This window comes from Micromonospora sp. CPCC 205546 (assembly GCF_036902715.1).
Taxonomy (GTDB): domain Bacteria; phylum Actinomycetota; class Actinomycetes; order Mycobacteriales; family Micromonosporaceae; genus Micromonospora.
Genome location: NZ_JBAKHL010000048.1, coordinates 1 through 16,655, shown reverse-complemented (window position 1 = coordinate 16,655; position 16,655 = coordinate 1). Strand labels below are relative to the sequence as shown.

Below are 16,655 nucleotides of genomic sequence, written 5' to 3'. Positions count from 1 at the left end.
TAGCTGACGTGACCGTGATCCAGAACAAGCCCGTCAACCCGATCGCCCACCTCACCGCCGAGGACATCGAGATCATCGGCAAGGAACTCGACGCGATCCGCGCCCGGGTGGTCGCCGAGCGGGGCGAGCGCGACGCCGCGTACATCCGCCGGGTCATCTCCACCCAGCGCAAGCTGGAGGTGGGCAGCCGGGTCGTGCTGCTGTTCTCCCTCTTCCCGCCCGCCTGGATCGTGGGCACGGCCGGCCTGACCGTGGCCAAGATCCTGGAGAACATGGAGGTCGGCCACAACGTCCTGCACGGCCAGTGGGACTGGATGCGCGACCCGAAGATCCACTCCACCACCTGGGAGTGGGACCACGTCTCGCCCGCCGACCAGTGGAAGCACTCGCACAACGAGCTGCACCACACGTACACGAACGTCCTCGGCAAGGACAACGACCTCGGCTACGGCATCATGCGCGTCGACGAGGACCAGCGGTGGCACCCGTTCCACCTGGGCCAGCCGCTGTGGAACTTCATCAACGCCTGCTTCTTCGAGTACGGCATCGCCGCGTACGACCTGGAGCTGGGGCGCAACCTGCGCAAGGGCCGGCACAAGAAGCCGGAGTTCCGGGCCCGGGCGCGCGCCGTGGGCCGCAAGATCCGCCGGCAGGTGCTCAAGGACTACGTCGTGCACCCGCTGCTGTCCGGGCCCTCGTTCCTGCACACGCTGGCCGCCACCTTCACCGCCAACCTCCTGCGCAACCTGTGGAGCCACTCGGTGATCATGTGCGGGCACTTCCCGGAGGGCGTGGAGACCTTCTCCAGGCGCTCGATCGAGGGCGAGACCCGCGGCGAGTGGTACCTGCGGCAGATGCTCGGCTCGGCCAACATCAGCGGCAGCCGGCTGATGCACATCATGACCGGCAACCTGTCGTACCAGATCGAGCACCACCTCTTCCCGGACCTGCCCAGCAACCGCTACCAGGAGATCGCTCCCGAGGTGCGGGCCCTGTTCGACCGGTACGGGCTGAAGTACACCACCGGCTCGCTGCCCCGGCAGGTCTTCTCGGCGTGGAAGAAGGTCGTCCGGCTCTCGCTGCCCAACCGGAAGGCGCCCCGCCGCGTCGACGAGCGCCCCGCCCCGGCCCTCGCCACCTCCGGCGTCTGATCCTCCTGCGCCGCCGCCCGCCGCGAAACGCGCTGGGCGGCGGCGCGGCGTCCGCGTACAGTCGGGGCATGGAGATCAGGCGCTTCTTCGCCGCCGCGGCCGCGCGAGCTTCGCGCTCGTCGGTCGCCGCCGCCTGACCTCACCATCTCCCGCCGGCGACCGGAAACGGTCCGCCGGCTTTCTCGTCTCCGTCGGCCCGCCGGTCCCCGGTGGTCGGACCCTTTCCGGTCGTCCGAACCCGGAAAGGCCACCGCCATGACGTACGACCCGATCAGCCGCATCTTCCTCGACTTCTTCCGCGAGCGCGGCCACGAACTCGTGCCCGACGGCTCCCTGATCCCGCCGCCGGGCGACCCGGTGCTCTTCACCACCTCCGGGATGCACCCCTTGACCCCCTACCTGCAGGGGCGGCCCCACCCGCTGGGCCGGCGGCTGGTGAACGTGCAGCGCTGCCTGCGCACGACCGACCTGGACGAGGTGGGCGACCCGACCCACCTGACCCTGTTCCGGATGCTGGGCTCCTGGTCGCTCGGCGACTACGACCTGCCCCGCAGCCTGCGCTGGGGCTACGAGCTGCTGCGCGACGGCTTCGGCGTGGCGCACGACCGGATGCACGTGACGGTCTTCGGCGGCGACGACCGGGTCGGCCCGGACGAGCCGTCGCTGCGCACCTGGGGTGAGCTGGGCCTGCCCGTGGAGCTGACCGGGGAGGAGAACTGGTGGTCCAACGGCCCGACCGGGCCGTGCGGACCGGACACGGAGATCTTCGTCTGGACCGGCGACGGCCCGCCCCACGGCACCCCCGGCACCGACGAGCGGTGGATGGAGGTCTGGAACCACGTGGGGATGCGCTACCACCGGCATCCCGACGGTCGGCTGTCGTCGCTGCGGCAGCCCAACGTGGACACCGGCATGGGCCTCGAACGGCTGGAGATGGTGCTGCGCGGGCACCGCTCGGTCCACGAGGGCGAGGGTCTCGTGCCCTGGGTGCGCGGCGTCTCCGACGTGTGGGGCCTGCCCGACGGGGCGCGGCGCGTGGTCGCCGACCACCTGCGCGCGGGCGTGGTGGTGGTCGCCGACGGCGTACGACCCTCGAACACCGGCCGCGGCTACGTGCTGCGCCGGCTGTTGCGCCGGGCGCTCACCACGCTGTGGCGCGACGAGGCGTCCAGGACCCTGTCGGACCTGCCGACCGCGCCGGTGCGGCACACCCTCGACGGGTTCCGGCTTCCCGTCGCCGTCGACGAGGTACGCGACGTGTTCTCCGGCGAGGAGCGGCGGTTCCGGGAGCTGCTGCGGCGCGGGCGACCGGTGGTCTCCCGTCGCCGGTTGCGGGGCCCGCTGACCGACGAGGACTACCGGGACCTGCACGACACGCACGGCCTGCCGCGCGACCTCGTCGACGGCCTGCTCGCCGAGCTGGGCTGAGCGTCGCCGCCGACCCCGGACGGCAGGCGGGGCCGAGGGGGCGGGGGCCGTCGTGTCCGACGGCCCCCGCCCCGTTGCGGACGGCGGTGGCGCGGGGGCCGGGTGGGTCGCCGCCGCCGCCGGACCGGGACCGGGCAACGCCGGCCCCGGTCCGCGTCGCTATCCCGCGTAGGTCTCGAACTCGGCGACCTTCGGGCTGCCGCCCGAACTGGTGATCCTGAAGGTGATCTTGGTCAGTGACGTGGCGGGGAAGGTGATCGCGCCCGCCCCGCTGCCGGAGGCCAGGACGGCGCCGCTGCCGTGGTTGACGAGCTGCCAGGACCCGATGCCGCCCTGGGTGCCCGAAGGCTCACGGACGACCACCCTGGACACCGTGGTGGCGGAACCCCACTTGATGGAGATGTCCCCGGTCGCGCCGGCCGGCGACCAGTACGTGCTCAGGCTGCCGTCGCGCACGTTGCCGTAGCTCGTGCCGCTGGCCTTGCTGGAACCGTCGGAACCGGCCCCGATGCTGAGGTTGGGCCCGTCGGGCTGGCTGGTCGGCGTCGGCGTCGGGCTGGTCGGCCCCGGGGTCGGGCTGGTCGGCCCCGGGGTCGGGCTGGTCGGCCCCGGCGTGGGGGTGGTCGGCGTCGGTGCCGGCGTCTGCGGCGAGCAGCTGCCGTTCGACTCCCGCAGGCCCGTGTTGGCGCCCGCCGTCTGGCGGACGACGTCCGGCACGCAGCCGGCCGCGTCGAGGCTGTAGGCGTACGGGATGCTGACGGTGGTGTTGGACTGCGGGTCGGGGCCGGCCGGGTTGTTGTCGCTGCCGGGGCTGGACCAGGTCACGTTGTCGAAGACGTTGCCGGCGACCTGCCAGTAGCCGGCCTCGCTGGTGTAGAAGGTGCCCAGGACGTCCTTGGAGTTGCGGAAGTAGTTGTTCTCCACCTTGGCCCTGGCTCCGGCGCGGGAGTTGATGCCGGACTCGTGCAGGCTCACGTAGTGGTTGTTGTAGACGTGCGCGATGCCGCCGCGCAGCAGGGGCGTACGGGAGTCGATGTTCTCGTAGAGGTTGTGGTGGAACGTGACGTAGCCGTTCGAGCGGTCGCTCTCACTGGAGCCGATGAGGCCGCCCCGGCCGGAGTTGCGCAGGATGCTGTACGACAGGGTCACGTACTGGGTGTTGTCCTTCATGTCGAACAGGCCGTCGAAGCCCTCCGACTCCCCGCCCGAGGCCTCCAGGGTGGCGTGGTCGACCCAGACGTTGCGGACGCCGCTCTCCATGCCGATGGCGTCGCCACCGTTTGAGGTGGGCGAGCCGGACTTCTTGACGTTCCGGACGGTCACGTTCCGGATGATGATGTTGCTGGACTCGCGGATGTGGATGCCCAGCTGGTCGAAGACCGCTCCGGTGCCGACTCCGATGATCGTGACGTTGCTGATCTGCTTGAGCTCGATCACGCCGGCGGCGGTGCTGCAGCTGTCGCCCGACACCTTGGTGGTGTTGCCGTGGTTGATGGTCCCCTGGACCTCGATGACGATCGGGGTGCTGCTGCTGGCCCGGGTGCACAGGGCCGTGTGGATCCCGGTTCCCGTGCTGACCCGTACGGTCTGTCCGCCGGCGCCGCCGGTGGTCCCGCCGTTCTGGGTCGCGTAGCCGGTGGCGGAGCCCGCGGCCGCCGATGCCTCGTGCATCGGCAGGACCGCGACACCGATCGCGGCCCCGACGGCTGTCGTGGCCAGCGCCACCTGGAGTCGCAGTGCGACTGGTCGTCTCATCTTCGCCTCGTCTCTCGTTTCGCATCGCCGGGTGTCGCTGCCACCTGCCGTGGTCGGGTCGGCCGGCCGTCGAGGCCGTCGACCCGTCGCCGTCGGGGCTGGCTGGGCGGACCCGGTCGGGGGTGCTCTCTTCGAGGTGGACATCGGGCCGGTGGTCTCGCTCCGGCGCCGACCGCCCGGGGTCGTCGGCCGGCCGCACGGTGTCGTGACCGTGCACCCGACCCATTCGCCCGTCGTGCTGCCGCGCCTGCCCGGAAAGCGCTTTCCAGGGAGGATAGGTAGGTGCCCGTCGATATGGCAAGGCCCTGCCCGGATTGCGGCGCGATGCCCCGACCTGTCCGGTGCGACGGCCGCCCCGGACGGCGCCCCCGCGGCGGCGGGTGGTGCGCCCGCCGGCCGGATCAGTCAGGATGACCTGCGCGAGGGCGTCGCCGGGCCGCGCCGCGGCCGAGGTCGCCCGTCGACGGAAGGAGACCCGTGTCGTCCACCCTGCTCTCCCGTCGCGACCTGCGCTTCCTGCTGCACGACTGGCTGGAGGTGACCCGGCTGACCGAGCGGCACCGCTACGCCGAGCACTCGCGGGAGACGTTCGACGCCGTGCTGGAGCTCGCCGAGCGGGTGGCGACCGAGCGGTTCGCCCCGCACAACCGGGCCGCCGACCTCGCCGAGCCCACCTTCGACGGCCGCCGGGTGCACACCATCGCGCAGGTCAGGCAGGCCCTCGACGTCTTCGCCGAGACCGGGCTGCTGGGCGCGGGCATGGACGCGTCGGTCGGCGGGATGCAGCTGCCGCACGTCGTGCAGGCCGCCTGCTTCGCCTGGCTCCAGGCCGCCAACGTCGGCACCTCGGCGTACCCGCTGCTGACGCTCGGCAACGCCAACCTGCTGCTGGCCCACGGCAGCCCCGAGCAGATCGACACCTGGGTCCGGCCGATGGTGCAGGGCCGCTTCTTCGGCACCATGTGCCTGTCCGAGCCGCACGCCGGCAGCTCGCTGGCCGACATCACCACCCGCGCCGAGCCGCAGGACGACGGGACGTACCGGCTGTACGGCACCAAGATGTGGATCTCCGGCGGCGACCACGAGCTGTCGGAGAACATCGTCCACCTGGTGCTCGCCCGGATCCCCGGCGGCCCGCCCGGGGTGAAGGGCATCTCGCTGTTCATCGTCCCGAAGGTGCTGCTGGGCGACGACGGCGCGCTCGGCGCCCGCAACGACGTCGTGCTGGTCGGCCTCAACCACAAGATGGGCTACCGCGGCACCACCAACACGCTGCTCAACTTCGGCGAGGGCGTGCACCGGCCCGGCGGGCGCCCCGGCGCGGTCGGCCACCTGGTCGGCGAGCCGCACCAGGGCCTGGCGCAGATGTTCCACATGATGAACGAGGCGCGCGTCGGGGTGGGCGCCGGCGCCACCGCCCTGGGCTACACCGGCTACCTGAAGTCCCTGGCGTACGCGCGCCAACGGCCGCAGGGCCGCCCGCTGGCCGACAAGGACCCCGCCACGCCGCAGGTGCCCATCGTCGCCCACCCGGACGTGCGACGGATGCTGCTGGCGCAGAAGAGCTACGTGGAGGGCGCCCTGGCGCTGGTCCTCTACTGCGGTCGGCTGCTCGACGAGGAGAAGACCGCGCCGGAGGCGGCGGACCGGGAGCGGGCGCGGCTGCTGCTGGACGTGCTCACCCCGATCGCGAAGAGCTGGCCGTCGCAGTGGTGCCTGGTCGCCAACGACCTGGCCATCCAGGTGCACGGCGGCGCCGGCTACACGCGCGACTACGACGTCGAGCAGCACTGGCGCGACAACCGGCTCAACCCGATCCACGAGGGCACGCACGGCATCCAGGCGCTGGACCTGCTCGGGCGCAAGGTCACCATGCGCGGCGGGGCCGGGCTGGCGCTGCTGGTGGAGACGGTTCGGGCCACGACCACCCGCGCGTGGAAGGCCGGCGGCGAGGCCGCCGAGCTGGCCGCCGAGCTCGGCGCCGCCCTCGACCGGATCGCCCTGGTCACCCGGCGGCTGTGGGGCACCGGCGACCCGGAGGTGGCGCTGGCCAACGCGAGCGTCTACCTGGAGGCGGTGGGCCACGTCGTGGTCGCCTGGATGTGGCTGGAACAGCTCCTCGTGGTCGAGGCGGCCGGCGGCCCCGGCGACGGCCCGGACGCCGACCTGCACGCCGGCAAGCGGCAGGCCGCCCGGTACTTCTTCCGCCACGAGCTGCCCCGCACCGGCCCGCAGTTCGACCTGCTGGACAGCCTCGACCGGACCACCCTGGAGATGCGCGACGACTGGTTCTGACGGCGTGTCTCGGCAGCGATCCGGCGGACCCGCCCCGAGCCGCGCTGGCTCGACCGCCGCCGGGCCCGGCGCATCCTGCGGGGGCGGCCCGCCCGTCGCCTGAGGGGCGGGCCGGCGCGCGTCCGGGCGAGGTCGGCGACCCGTGCGCGTCGAGCTGGCCCCCCGCCGGTGCGTCGGCCCCGCCGCGCGAGCGGGGCGGTCTCAGCCGTCGGCGAGCAGCCGGTCGCGGACCTCGCGGCGCAGGACCTTGCCGATCTGGGAACGGGGCAGGTCCTCGACGACGACCACGCGGCGGGGCACCTTGTACCCGGCCAGGTGCCGCCGGCACGCCGCCCGGACGTCGGCCTCGTCGGGGACGGCGCCCTCGTCCGGTACGACCGCCGCCACCACCTCCTCGCCGCCGTGGGCACCGGGCAGGCCGACCACGGCGGCGTCGCGGATGCCGGGCACGTGGCGCAGCGCGTCCTCCACCTCCGACGGGTAGACGTTGAACCCGCCGGTGATGATCAGCTCCTTGATCCGGTCGACCACGCTGACGAAGCCGTCGGCGTCGGCGACCACGACGTCCCCGGTGCGCAGCCAGCCGCCGGGCAGCAGCGCCGCCGCCGTCTCGGCCGGCCGGTTCCAGTAGCCGGTGAACACCTGCGGCCCCCGGATCAGCAGCTCGCCCGCCTCGCCCGGGGCGCGTTCGCGCGCCGGGTCCTCCGGGTCGACGATCCGGATGTCGGTGGACGGGAACGGCACGCCGACCGTGCCCGGCCGCCGGGCGGGGGAGACCGGGTTGCCGAGCGCGACGGGCGAGGTCTCGGTCATGCCGTAGCCCTCGACGAGCAGCCCGCCGGTGACCGACTCCCACAGCTCGACCGTCGCCGGGGGCAGCGCCATGGCGCCGGAGATGGCGTACCGGGCCGAGGAGAGGTCGATCCCGCGTTCCCGGGCGGCCGTGGCCAGCTTCTCGTAGATCGGCGGGACGGCGGGCAGGAAGGTCGGGGGACGGCGGCGCACCGCCTCCAGCGTCTGGTCCAGGTCGAAGCGGGGGAAGAGCACCAGCGTGGCGCCGATGCCCACCGAGAAGGTCAGGCAGAGCGTCAGGCCGTACGCGTGGAACAGCGGCAGCACCGCGTACACCGTCTCCTCGCCGTCGCGCAGGCCCGGCACCCAGGCGCGGCCCTGTGCCGCGTTGGTCCGCAGGTTGCGGTGGGTCAGGATGGCGCCCTTCGGGGTGCCGGTGGTGCCGCCCGTGTACTGCAACAGCGCCGTGTCGTCCGGGCCGGGGGCGGGGTGCGCGGCGTCCAGCGGGCCGACCGCGGCCACCGTTCGCTCCCAGGACAGCGCCCCGGGGGCGGGTGCGGTCATCGCCGCGCGGGTGGCCCGTGCGCGGGCCAGCGGCAGCCGCAGCGCCCAGCGCTTGCGCCGGGGCAGCGCACGGGTCAGGTCCACCGCCAGCACCGTCTCGACGGCCGTCGCGCCGACGGCGCCCTGGACGAGGGGGGCGACCTTGTCCCAGACCACCGCGACCCGGGCGCCGTGGTCGGCGAGCTGCTGGGTGAGCTCCTGCGGAGTGTAGAGCGGGTTGTGTTCCACCACGACGGCGCCGAGTCGTAGCACGGCGTAGAAGGCGACCACGTGCTGCGGGCAGTTCGGCAGCACCAGCGCCACCCGGTCGCCCCGGGCCACGCCGAGCCGGCGCAGCGCCTCGGCCGCCCGGCCGACCTGGTCCGCCAGACCGGCGTACGTGGTGGTGGCGCCGAAGAAGTCCAGGGCGACCCGGGGGCCGAACCGGCGGGCGGCGTCCCGCAGCAGGTCGACGAGCGACTCGTCGGAGGGCGTGACGGTCGCCGGCACGCCGGAGGCGTAGCTGCGCAGCCAGGGCCGTTCCGCGCTCAGGTCCATGTCTCTCCTCCGCCCGTACGTACGATCGCCTACCCCACGGTAACCTACGGTCGCGTAGGTAATTCGGGAATCCCCCGCCCGACCGGATCCCGTTTGACCGGCCCCGGCCGTAGACTCCGACGGTGCGGGATCGACGGGTCGTGGCGCTCTGGTCGGTGTTCGTCCTGCTCGCCGCCGGGTCGTCGGCGCTCGTCACCCTCCGCCCCGACCGCCTCTCCGACCTGCACATCTATCGTGGCGCGCTGCTGCACCTGCAGGCCGGTCGACCGCTGTACGAGTTCGTGGCCGAGAATGGCGGCCCCTTCACCTACCCACCGTTCGCCGCGCTCGTGCTCTGGCCGGTCGCGGCCGTTGCGGAGGGGGTCGTGCAGGGGGGCTGGCTGGCGTTGACCTGCCTCGCGGTGGTCGCCATCGCGGTGCCGGTCGGTCGCGTGCTGGCCGACGGGCACCGGCGGCACCTGGTCGTGCCGGCCGTCGCCTGCGCCCTGATGCTCTCCGCGCCGGTGCAGAGCAACCTGCGCTTCGGTCAGGTCAGCGTCTTCATCGTGCTGCTCGCGCTGCTGGACGGCATGGGCGTTCCTCCGGCCCGGCTGCGCGGCGTGCTCGTCGGGGTGGCCGCCGCTGTCAAACTGACCCCGCTGTTGTTCGTGGTCTACTTCCTCGCCACGGGCCGCTACCGGGACGCCGGGCGGGCCGCCGCCACCTTCCTGGCCTGCGCCGCGCTCGGCGCGGTGGTCCTCCCGGCGGAGAGTTGGAGGTACTGGACCGAGGCGGTGCGCAACACGTCCCGGATCGGCAACCTCGCCTCGCTGGGCAACCAGTCGGTGCACGGCATGCTGCTGCGCGTCGGCCTCGATGAGGCCTCGTTCCCGCTGCTCTGGGCGGCCCTGGTGGCCGTCGTCTGCGCGGTGGCCCTGCTGCGGGCCCGGCACCTGGCGGCGCACGGGCGGCCCGGCCACGCCGCTGTGCTCGTCGGCTGCGCGACCGTCGCCGCGTCCCCGGTGTCCTGGACGCACCACCAGATCTGGCCGGTGCTGGCGGCGATGCTGCTGATCGGGGCCGACGGGGTCGCCCGGCGGGTCGCCGGCGGCGCTCTGCTGGTGACCATGGTGGTCTCGCTGGGGGTGGCGCTCAGGCCGGTCTCGACCACGTCCGGGGTGCAGTTCCTCCTCGAGAACGCCCGGGCCCTCGCCGTCGGCGTGCTCTGCCTCGCCGGCTTCGGCGGGGCGGCGCTGGCCGCGGCCAACGCGGGCCGACGGACCTCGGCGCCCCGGGGTTGGTTGCGGGTGGGCACGACCGCCGCGCTGGCCGTGGCGTTCTTCGCCGTGCAGCCGCTGCCGGCCGGCGCCGATCCGACCTTCAAGGCGTACGCGCTCTCCGACGTGGCCAACCCGCGCTACTTCTTCGTCTGCCGAGGCCCGGCGGAGTGCGCCGCGTACGCCACGCACGCGCCGGTCACCTTCGGCACCCGCAGGGAGAAGACCAAGGTCCGCGTCAACGGGGTGGTGTCGCCCGCCGTCGCCCGGCTGGAATACCACTCGGCCCCCGGTGGCGCGCCCCGGGCCATCCCGCTGCTGGCGCCCTACCCGGGGCCCCGGACGTTCTCGTTCCGGTCGGCGACCATGACCCACGGCCGGCTGGTCGCCTACGGGGCCGACGGGCGCCCGATCGCGACCTACGACGAGGAACTGGCCGCCGCCCTCGACGTCAGCGGTGTCCGGCGGAATGGCGCATCGCCTGCCGTCCCTTGACCACCGCCAGGACGACGACCACGGCCAACGCCACCGCGCCGATGATCACCAGCCAGCGGACCGCCTCCAGCAGCAGCCCGAGCAGGACGAGCGCGCCGGCGACGACGCCGACGATCCAGAGCATGCTCCGCATGTCCACCTCCCGTGACTCCGGCCGCGGTGGCGCGGCCCCCGGGCCCGCCTTCCCGGTCCGTCCCGGGTCATACCGCCGCGACCCCGAGGCCCGGGGTCCACGGGCCGCAGGGCCGCGTCAGCGCTGGGCGACGTAGACCGTGTTGGCCGACCGCCCGCCGGTCAACGGGTTGGCGAACGCGACCACGTGCGCCCGCGCGGTGCGGAACACCTCGCTCAGCGCCGCCTCGAAGTCGGCATCGGGCGGGTCGTCCGACCAGAGGGCGAACACCCCGTCCGGGTGCAGATGGGCGGCGAGCCGGCGCAGGCCGTCGGGGGTGTAGAAGGCGGCGTGTGCGGGGTGCAGCACGTTGCGCGGCGAGTGGTCCACGTCGAGCAGCACGGCGTGGAACCGCCGCCCCGGCTCCCGCGGGTCGAACCCGCTGCCGTCGGCGACCGCGGCGAAGAAGTCGGCCCGCACGAACCGGGTACGCGGATCGGCGGCCAGCCCGGCGGCGAAGGGCAGCAGTTCCCGGCGGTGCCAGTCGATGACGTCCTCGATCGCCTCCACCACCAGCAGCGAGCCGACCCGCTCGTCGCAGAGCGCGGTGCGGGCGGTGTAGCCGAGACCGAGGCCGCCGACGACCACGTCGAGGCCCTGCCCGGACAGGGCGGCCAGGCCCAACCGGGCCAGCTCGATCTCCGCCACGGGGAAGAGGCTCGACATCAGGTACTCGTCGTCGAGCTTGACCTCGTACACCTCGACGTCGAGCTGCGGGTCGCGGCGCCGACGCAGGCTGATGAGGCCGATCGGGGTCTCCCGCCAGGCCAGTTCCTCGAATCGCACGCCCACGGGCCCGGATGCTACCCGCCGGCACCCCGGGCCCCGGCGGTCGGCACGCACATTCCTGCCGCCCGGGTGGGTATGCGTGCCCGTCGAGGGCCGTCGACGGGGGGCCGGACAGGGAGGGCGCGGTGGCGGAGATGCTGGCCGGACAGGCCTGCGTCATCCCCGACGCGGTCTCCACCCCCTGGGCGGGCGGTGACGGACACCGCGCGCACCCGCCCCGGCGAGGCGGGCGGGGGCTGGACGTGGCGTTCGACTTCGCCGGCGTCACCGCCGTGCGCGAGCAGGCACTGAAATTCGCACCCCGGCCACGACGCCACCACAGCTCTTACATCGACTCCTGTCGTCGACCTGTCGTGTTGGCGTCGGACGGCCCCGGGGGCGGTGGGACCTGCCGGCGTCTCCGTCGCACCCCGGCGACCACCACCGCCACCGTCGTCGTGAGGACGGTCCACAGCAGCGGGTTTGTCCGCAGATGCTCGGGCAACTGCTGGGCCAGCACGAAGACGCCCATCGCCGCCACGAACCAGCCGAACGCCCCGCGCAGCACGGCCTCCGGGACCTGCCCGGCGAGTCGGCCGCCGGCGAGGCTGCCGAGCACGGCGGCGCCGGTGACGGCGGCGGCCAGGCCCCAGTCGATGTCGACGGTGGAGAGATAGCCGGCCAGCCCCGCGAACGACTTCATCGCGATGACCACGAGCGAGGTGCCGACCGCGACCGGCATCGGCAGGCCGCCCAGCAGCGCGAGGGCCGGCACCACCAGGAACCCGCCGCCCGCGCCGACCAGCCCGGTGACCAGACCGACGACGGCGCCGTCGAGGAGCACCCGCAGCACCGGTAGCTCGGGTCGCGCCGACCCGTCCGCGTCGTTGCGCCGGCCGCGGATCATGGCGGTCGCGGTGGCGAGCATCATCAGGGCGAAGCCGGTGAGCAGGACCGCCGCCGGGACGTACGCGGCGAGACGCCCGCCGCCGTACGCGCCGGCCATGCCCGCGGCCCCGAAGAGCAGGCCGGTGCGCCACCGGACCCGGCCGGCCCGCGCGTGCGGCAGCGCGCCGACGGCGCTGGTCACCCCGACGACGAGCAGCGAGGTGGCGATCGCCTCCCGGGCCGGCAGGTCGGCCACGTAGACCAGCAGCGGTACGGCGAGGATGGAGCCGCCGCCGCCGAGCAGGCCGAGGCTCACCCCGATGAGGACGGCCAGAGCGACGGTCAGCGCGAGGCCGGTCACGGCAGGGGCCGGGGCGTCGGGTGGTCTCCGAGCCGACCGACGACGGTCTCCACGTCGCAGCTCGCGCCCCGGTTGTAGGGGAGCCTGCCGAGCAGCATGCCCAGCGCGCAGGTGTCGGTCACGGCGGCGAAGGTGAGGCCGGCGCCGATCAGGCCGGCGACCCACTTCAGGCCGGGTACGAACACCGAGCCGAGGATGCTGAGCAGGACGATCGAGCCGGCGACGAGGCGGACCTGCCGCTCCAGCTCCCAGCGGGGCGTGCCCCGTCGGACCGGTCCCTGGGCGGCCTGCCACGCGGTCATCCCGCCGTCGAGGATCCTGAGGTTGGGCAGCCCGACTCCGGCGAGGGCCTGCCCGGCCCGAGCGGCGCGGGCACCGGAGCGGCAGATCAGCACCACGGTCTCGTCGAGGTGCCGCCGCAGCTCCTCGCGGTGCTCCCTGAGCACGTCGAGCGGCACGTTGTAGGCGCCGGGCACGTGGGCCGTCTCGAACTCCGCGGGGGTGCGCACGTCCAGCATGCGGGGAGCGCGGCCGGAGTCGACCAGCTCGCGCAGCGTGGCGGCGTCGAGGGTGGCGGGCAGGGCGTTCGGTGACGTGGTCATTTCTCCTCGTCCAGGGATGGCTCGCCGTGGGCGGGCAGGGTGAGCCGGACCGCCGTCGATCGGTGCCGTTCGGCGGCGGGCGCGCGTCGCCGTGCGGACGACCGGTGGCGGCCCGGCGCGTACGGAAAGGGGAGCCGGCGGTGCGGGGTCGGTCAGGCGTCGCCGGGGCTCATGGCGACCCCGGCGGCCTCGGCCCGGCCGAACTTGTCGTCGATCACGACGACCTCGCGACCCGCGTTGGCCAGCAGCGAGGCGGCGGCCGTGGCCCGGTACCCGGAGCCGCAGTGCACCCAGACGCTGCCGGCGGGCACCTCGGCGAGGCGCCGGGGCAGGTCGGGCAGGGGGATGTGCACGGCGCCCTCGACGTGGCCGGCGGTCCACTCGTTGGTCATCCGGACGTCGAGCACCACGTCCGGGGCGGGCAGCCCCGCCGGGGTGTCGCCGGCCCGGGCGGCGGCCAGCGCGGGAAAGTCGGCCATGCGCAGCTCGCGGAGCTGTCCGGGCGCGGTGGACCACCGGTCGGGGTCGCCGGTGGCCTGGGCGGCCGGGCGGTCGATGCCGATGCGGACCAGTTCACGCTGGGCGTCGGCGACCTGCTCCTCGGTCTCGGCCAGCAGGGTGAGCGGTGCGCCCCAGTCGATGAGCCAGCCGAGCCAGGTCGACATCGGGCCGTCGAGTCCGAGGGCGACCGTGCCCGCCAGGTGCGAGGTGGCGTACGCCTTGCGGTGGCGCAGGTCGACGACCCACTGGCCGGCGGCGATCCGCTCCCGCAGCTCGGCGGCGTCGGCCCGGGCGACCGGGGTGAGGTCCACCGGCGCCGGGCCGGCGAGGTTCGCCACGCCCATGTGGGCGTAGTACGCCGGGTAGGCGTCGAGCCCGGCGAGGGTCCCGGTGACGAACTCGTCGGCGGCCAGCCGCAGCACGGGGTTCGCCCGCTTCTCCCGCCCGATGGTCGACTCGGGCGCGTCGGACTGGCTGGCGGAGCAGAAGCTGCCGAAGCCGTGGGTCGGCCACACCTCGGCGCCGTCGGGCAGCAGGTCGGCCAGGCGCCGGGCCGAGGCGTGCTGGTGGTGGGCGAGTTCGTGGGCGTGCCGCCCGCCGAGCAGGTCGGTGCGCCCGGTGGTGCCGAACAGGAGAGAGCCGCCGGTGAAGACGCCGACCGCGCGCCAGCCGGAGCCGTCGGCCTCGTCGAGCACGTACGACAGGTGGTGGAACGTGTGCCCCGGGGTGGCGAGCACCCGCAGCCGCAGCGCGCCGGAGACGGGCACGGCGTCGCCGTCGGCGACCGGCGTCCGGTCGAAGTCGACCTCGTCGTGCGCGGCGACGAGGTAGCGGGCGCCGGTCAGCCGGGCCAGCTCCAGACCGCCGGAGACATAGTCGTTGTGGATGTGGGTCTCCACCACGTGGGTGACGCGTACGCCCTTCTCGCCGGCGAGGTACAGGATCCGGTCGATGTCGCGCTGCGGGTCGACCACGATCGCCACCGTGCCGTCGGAGGCCAGGTAGCTGCGGTCGCCGAGCGAGGACGTCGCGATGACGGACACCTCAACTGCCATTGCCGTACTCCTTGTGGGATCATATACCCCGGGGGGTATGCGACGGACGCACGTCGGGTGGGTTGACGCGTGCACTCTGTCTACCCGCACACGCCACTGTCACGCAACGTGTGCGGTGCGTTTCTTCCGGTGGCGATCAGGCGAGGGCGAGGAAGAGCTTCTCCAGTTCCTCCTCGGTCATCTCCGGTGAGTCGCCCCGCTCGCGGGCGGCGGTGCAGTGCCGCATGCCGGAGGCGATGATCTTGAAGCCGGCCCGGTCGATCGCCTTGGACACCGCGGCGAGCTGGGTCAGCGCCTCGCGGCAGTCCTGGCCGGTCTCCATCATCTCGATGACCGCGTTGAGCTGACCCCGGGCCCGCTTCAGGCGGGTCAGGGCCTCGCTCGTCATCTCGGGTCGCAGCTTCACCGCGCGTCTCCTCGCTCTCTCCCGGCATACCCCGGGGGGTACCCGTGCGTGCCCATGCTATCCCCTCGGGCCGGAGGCGTCCGCGTCGGCGCGGTGATCCTGGTCGCACCACTGGGGCCCCGCACCGGGAATCCCGGGCGCCGTCGCGACACAGGGTCCTCGGGACATCGACGCAACGCTTATCCTGTGCCCCGACCGCCACCCGGAGGGGATCCGATGCCGTCGCGGCAGGACCAGCTGCACTCGTACCAGTTCACCGTCCAGCGGGCGGTCGCCGCCCTGGTGATGCGGGAGACCGACCCGGCGCAGTCACCGTTCCGGCGGTTGGCCGGCGCCGGCCTGGCCAGCGTGCTGGTCGCGGCCATCGGCCTCGGCGGTTTCGCCCTCTACGGCCTGTTCACCGGGGGTGGCAGCACCTGGCGCGACCCGGGCGCGGTGATCGTGGAGAAGGAGTCCGGCGCCCGGTTCGTCTACCGGGAGGAGAAGCTGCACCCGGTGCTCAACTACGCGTCGGCCCTGCTGATCATCGGCGCGGAGCAGCCGAAGACGGTGCTCGTCTCCCGCCGCGCCATCGACGGGGTGCCGCGCGGGCTGCCGCTGGGCATCGCCGACGCCCCGGACTCGCTGCCCGCCAAGGGTCGGCTCTCCACTGCCCCGTGGACGGTCTGCTCCGTGGCCACCGAGGCCGACCGGACGCTGCCCCGCTCGGCGCTGCTGATCGGCGTCACCGCCGGCGGGGGCCGGGGCCTGGGCGAGGACGCGCTGCTGCTGCGCGATCCCGACGGCGGGCTGCACCTCGTCTGGCACCAGCGCCGCTACCTGGTGCGCGACCCCAGCCGCGTGCTGGCCGCCCTGGCGGCGACCCGGGCCCGGGCGGTCCCGGTGGCCCCGGCCCTGCTCAACAGCCTGCCCGCCGGCGCCGACCTCGCCCCACTGGCCCTGCCCGACGAGGGGGAGCGCTCCGCGCGGGTGTCCGGGGCGCGGATCGGCGACGTCTACCTGGTGCGCAACTCCGGCGGGGGCCGCCAGTACGCCGTCGCGCTGCGGGACGGCCTGGCCGGCATCACCGAGTTGCAGGCGGGCCTGCTGCTCGCGCGTACGGGCCAGGGAGAGCCGGAGCCGATCACGCTCGGGCGGTTCGCGGCGCTGCCCAAGCTGCCCGACCTCGCCCCGACGGGGCCGACCGCGCCGCCGACCGCGCCGCCCCGGCTGGCCGCCGCCGACGGGGCGGGTCTCTGCGCCCGGGTGGGCGACGACGGCGGCGTCACCGAGGTCCGGCTCGGCGTACGGCTGCCGGACCTCGCCGCCGCGCCGCGTACCGCCCCGGCGGCGGGTGGTGGGGTGCGCGCCGATCACGTCGTGGTGGAGCCGGGTCGGGGCGCGGTGGTCGAGGCGGTCGCTTCACCCGGCGCGGCCGGCGGCGCGGTCTCCGTGGTCACCGACCTGGGCCGGCGCTACGTCCTCGCCGGGGGCGAGGTGCTCGGCGCGCTCGGCTACCGAGACGTGCGGCCGGTGCGGCTGCCGGCCAGCCTGGTCGCCCTGGTGCCGGCCGGCGCCACGCTCGACCCGGCCGCCGCGCGGGTCGTCGCGGCCGGTCCGGGTCCGGGTCAGTCGGCGGGGCGGAGTCGG

The 16,655-nt window shown here is 74.2% G+C and carries 13 protein-coding genes; 5 read left to right on the top strand and 8 right to left on the bottom strand.

Annotated features, from left to right (window positions below; all coding sequences use genetic code 11):
- Window positions 1-8 precede the first annotated feature (8 nt).
- Window positions 9-1,151: a fatty acid desaturase family protein gene (locus V6U77_RS21275; protein WP_334608199.1), complete on the top strand. Its 1,143-nt coding sequence runs from the start codon at window positions 9-11 to the stop codon at window positions 1,149-1,151.
- A 255-nt stretch (window positions 1,152-1,406) separates the two neighbouring features.
- Window positions 1,407-2,579 (top strand): alanine--tRNA ligase-related protein, encoded by a 1,173-nt coding sequence (locus V6U77_RS21270; protein WP_334608198.1) that lies wholly within the window; start codon window positions 1,407-1,409, stop codon window positions 2,577-2,579.
- A 159-nt stretch (window positions 2,580-2,738) separates the two neighbouring features.
- Here the strand turns inward: V6U77_RS21270 and V6U77_RS21265 are convergent, their stop codons facing one another.
- Complete coding sequence (locus V6U77_RS21265) at window positions 2,739-4,334, bottom strand: pectate lyase family protein (RefSeq protein ID WP_334608197.1); 1,596 nt, start codon at window positions 4,332-4,334, stop codon at window positions 2,739-2,741.
- 477 nt (window positions 4,335-4,811) lie between these two features.
- Here V6U77_RS21265 and V6U77_RS21260 point away from each other — a divergent pair, with 477 nt between their 5' ends.
- The gene (locus tag V6U77_RS21260; protein WP_334608195.1) at window positions 4,812-6,629 is read left to right on the top strand and encodes an acyl-CoA dehydrogenase; all 1,818 of its coding nucleotides are present in this window, start codon (window positions 4,812-4,814) and stop codon (window positions 6,627-6,629) included.
- Window positions 6,630-6,830: 201 nt separating this feature from the next.
- On the opposite strand, the gene V6U77_RS21255 is transcribed toward V6U77_RS21260, so the two are convergent.
- Window positions 6,831-8,522: a long-chain-fatty-acid--CoA ligase gene (locus V6U77_RS21255; protein WP_334608194.1), complete on the bottom strand. Its 1,692-nt coding sequence runs from the start codon at window positions 8,520-8,522 to the stop codon at window positions 6,831-6,833.
- 122 nt (window positions 8,523-8,644) lie between these two features.
- Between V6U77_RS21255 and V6U77_RS21250 the strand changes: the two genes are divergently transcribed.
- Entirely contained in the window at window positions 8,645-10,273 is a 1,629-nt protein-coding gene (locus V6U77_RS21250; protein ID WP_334608193.1) for a glycosyltransferase 87 family protein, read from the top strand.
- Here the strand turns inward: V6U77_RS21250 and V6U77_RS21245 are convergent.
- The 6 genes from V6U77_RS21245 to V6U77_RS21220 all read right to left on the bottom strand — a co-directional run bounded on the left by V6U77_RS21245 (window position 10,230) and on the right by V6U77_RS21220 (window position 15,026).
- Window positions 10,230-10,406 (bottom strand): hypothetical protein, encoded by a 177-nt coding sequence (locus V6U77_RS21245; RefSeq protein ID WP_334608192.1) that lies wholly within the window; start codon window positions 10,404-10,406, stop codon window positions 10,230-10,232. The genes V6U77_RS21250 and V6U77_RS21245 overlap by 44 nt on opposite strands.
- Window positions 10,407-10,523: 117 nt before the next feature.
- Window positions 10,524-11,237: a spermidine synthase gene (locus V6U77_RS21240; protein ID WP_334608189.1), complete on the bottom strand. Its 714-nt coding sequence runs from the start codon at window positions 11,235-11,237 to the stop codon at window positions 10,524-10,526.
- 322 nt (window positions 11,238-11,559) lie between these two features.
- Complete coding sequence (locus V6U77_RS21235; RefSeq protein ID WP_334608188.1) at window positions 11,560-12,462, bottom strand: sulfite exporter TauE/SafE family protein; 903 nt, start codon at window positions 12,460-12,462, stop codon at window positions 11,560-11,562.
- On the bottom strand, window positions 12,459-13,064 hold the full coding sequence (locus V6U77_RS21230; RefSeq protein WP_334608187.1) for a rhodanese-like domain-containing protein: 606 nt from the start codon (window positions 13,062-13,064) through the stop codon (window positions 12,459-12,461). Before V6U77_RS21230 ends, V6U77_RS21235 begins: the two co-directional genes overlap by 4 nt.
- A gap of 152 nt (window positions 13,065-13,216) precedes the next feature.
- Window positions 13,217-14,620 carry an MBL fold metallo-hydrolase gene (locus V6U77_RS21225; RefSeq protein WP_334608186.1) on the bottom strand — a complete coding sequence of 468 codons (1,404 nt, stop codon included), beginning with the start codon at window positions 14,618-14,620 and terminating at the stop codon, window positions 13,217-13,219.
- Between the two features lie 136 nt (window positions 14,621-14,756).
- Window positions 14,757-15,026, bottom strand: coding sequence for a metal-sensitive transcriptional regulator (locus tag V6U77_RS21220; RefSeq protein WP_089000744.1), 270 nt, complete (start codon window positions 15,024-15,026; stop codon window positions 14,757-14,759).
- Window positions 15,027-15,242: 216 nt separating this feature from the next.
- Between V6U77_RS21220 and eccB the strand changes: the two genes are divergently transcribed.
- The coding region (eccB, locus tag V6U77_RS21215; protein ID WP_334608185.1) for a type VII secretion protein EccB at window positions 15,243-16,655 on the top strand (1,413 nt) is incomplete at its 3' end.

Excerpts from the sequence above, each read along its gene's own strand:
- V6U77_RS21270 (WP_334608198.1), top strand. The coding sequence starts at position 1,407 with ATGACGTACGACCCGATCAGCCGCATCTTCCTCGACTTCTTCCGCGAG.
- V6U77_RS21265 (WP_334608197.1), bottom strand. The coding sequence starts at position 4,334 with ATGAGACGACCAGTCGCACTGCGACTCCAGGTGGCGCTGGCCACGACA.
- V6U77_RS21255 (WP_334608194.1), bottom strand. The coding sequence starts at position 8,522 with ATGGACCTGAGCGCGGAACGGCCCTGGCTGCGCAGCTACGCCTCCGGC.
- V6U77_RS21245 (WP_334608192.1), bottom strand. The coding sequence starts at position 10,406 with ATGCGGAGCATGCTCTGGATCGTCGGCGTCGTCGCCGGCGCGCTCGTC.
- V6U77_RS21230 (WP_334608187.1), bottom strand. The coding sequence starts at position 13,064 with ATGACCACGTCACCGAACGCCCTGCCCGCCACCCTCGACGCCGCCACG.
- V6U77_RS21225 (WP_334608186.1), bottom strand. The coding sequence starts at position 14,620 with ATGGCAGTTGAGGTGTCCGTCATCGCGACGTCCTCGCTCGGCGACCGC.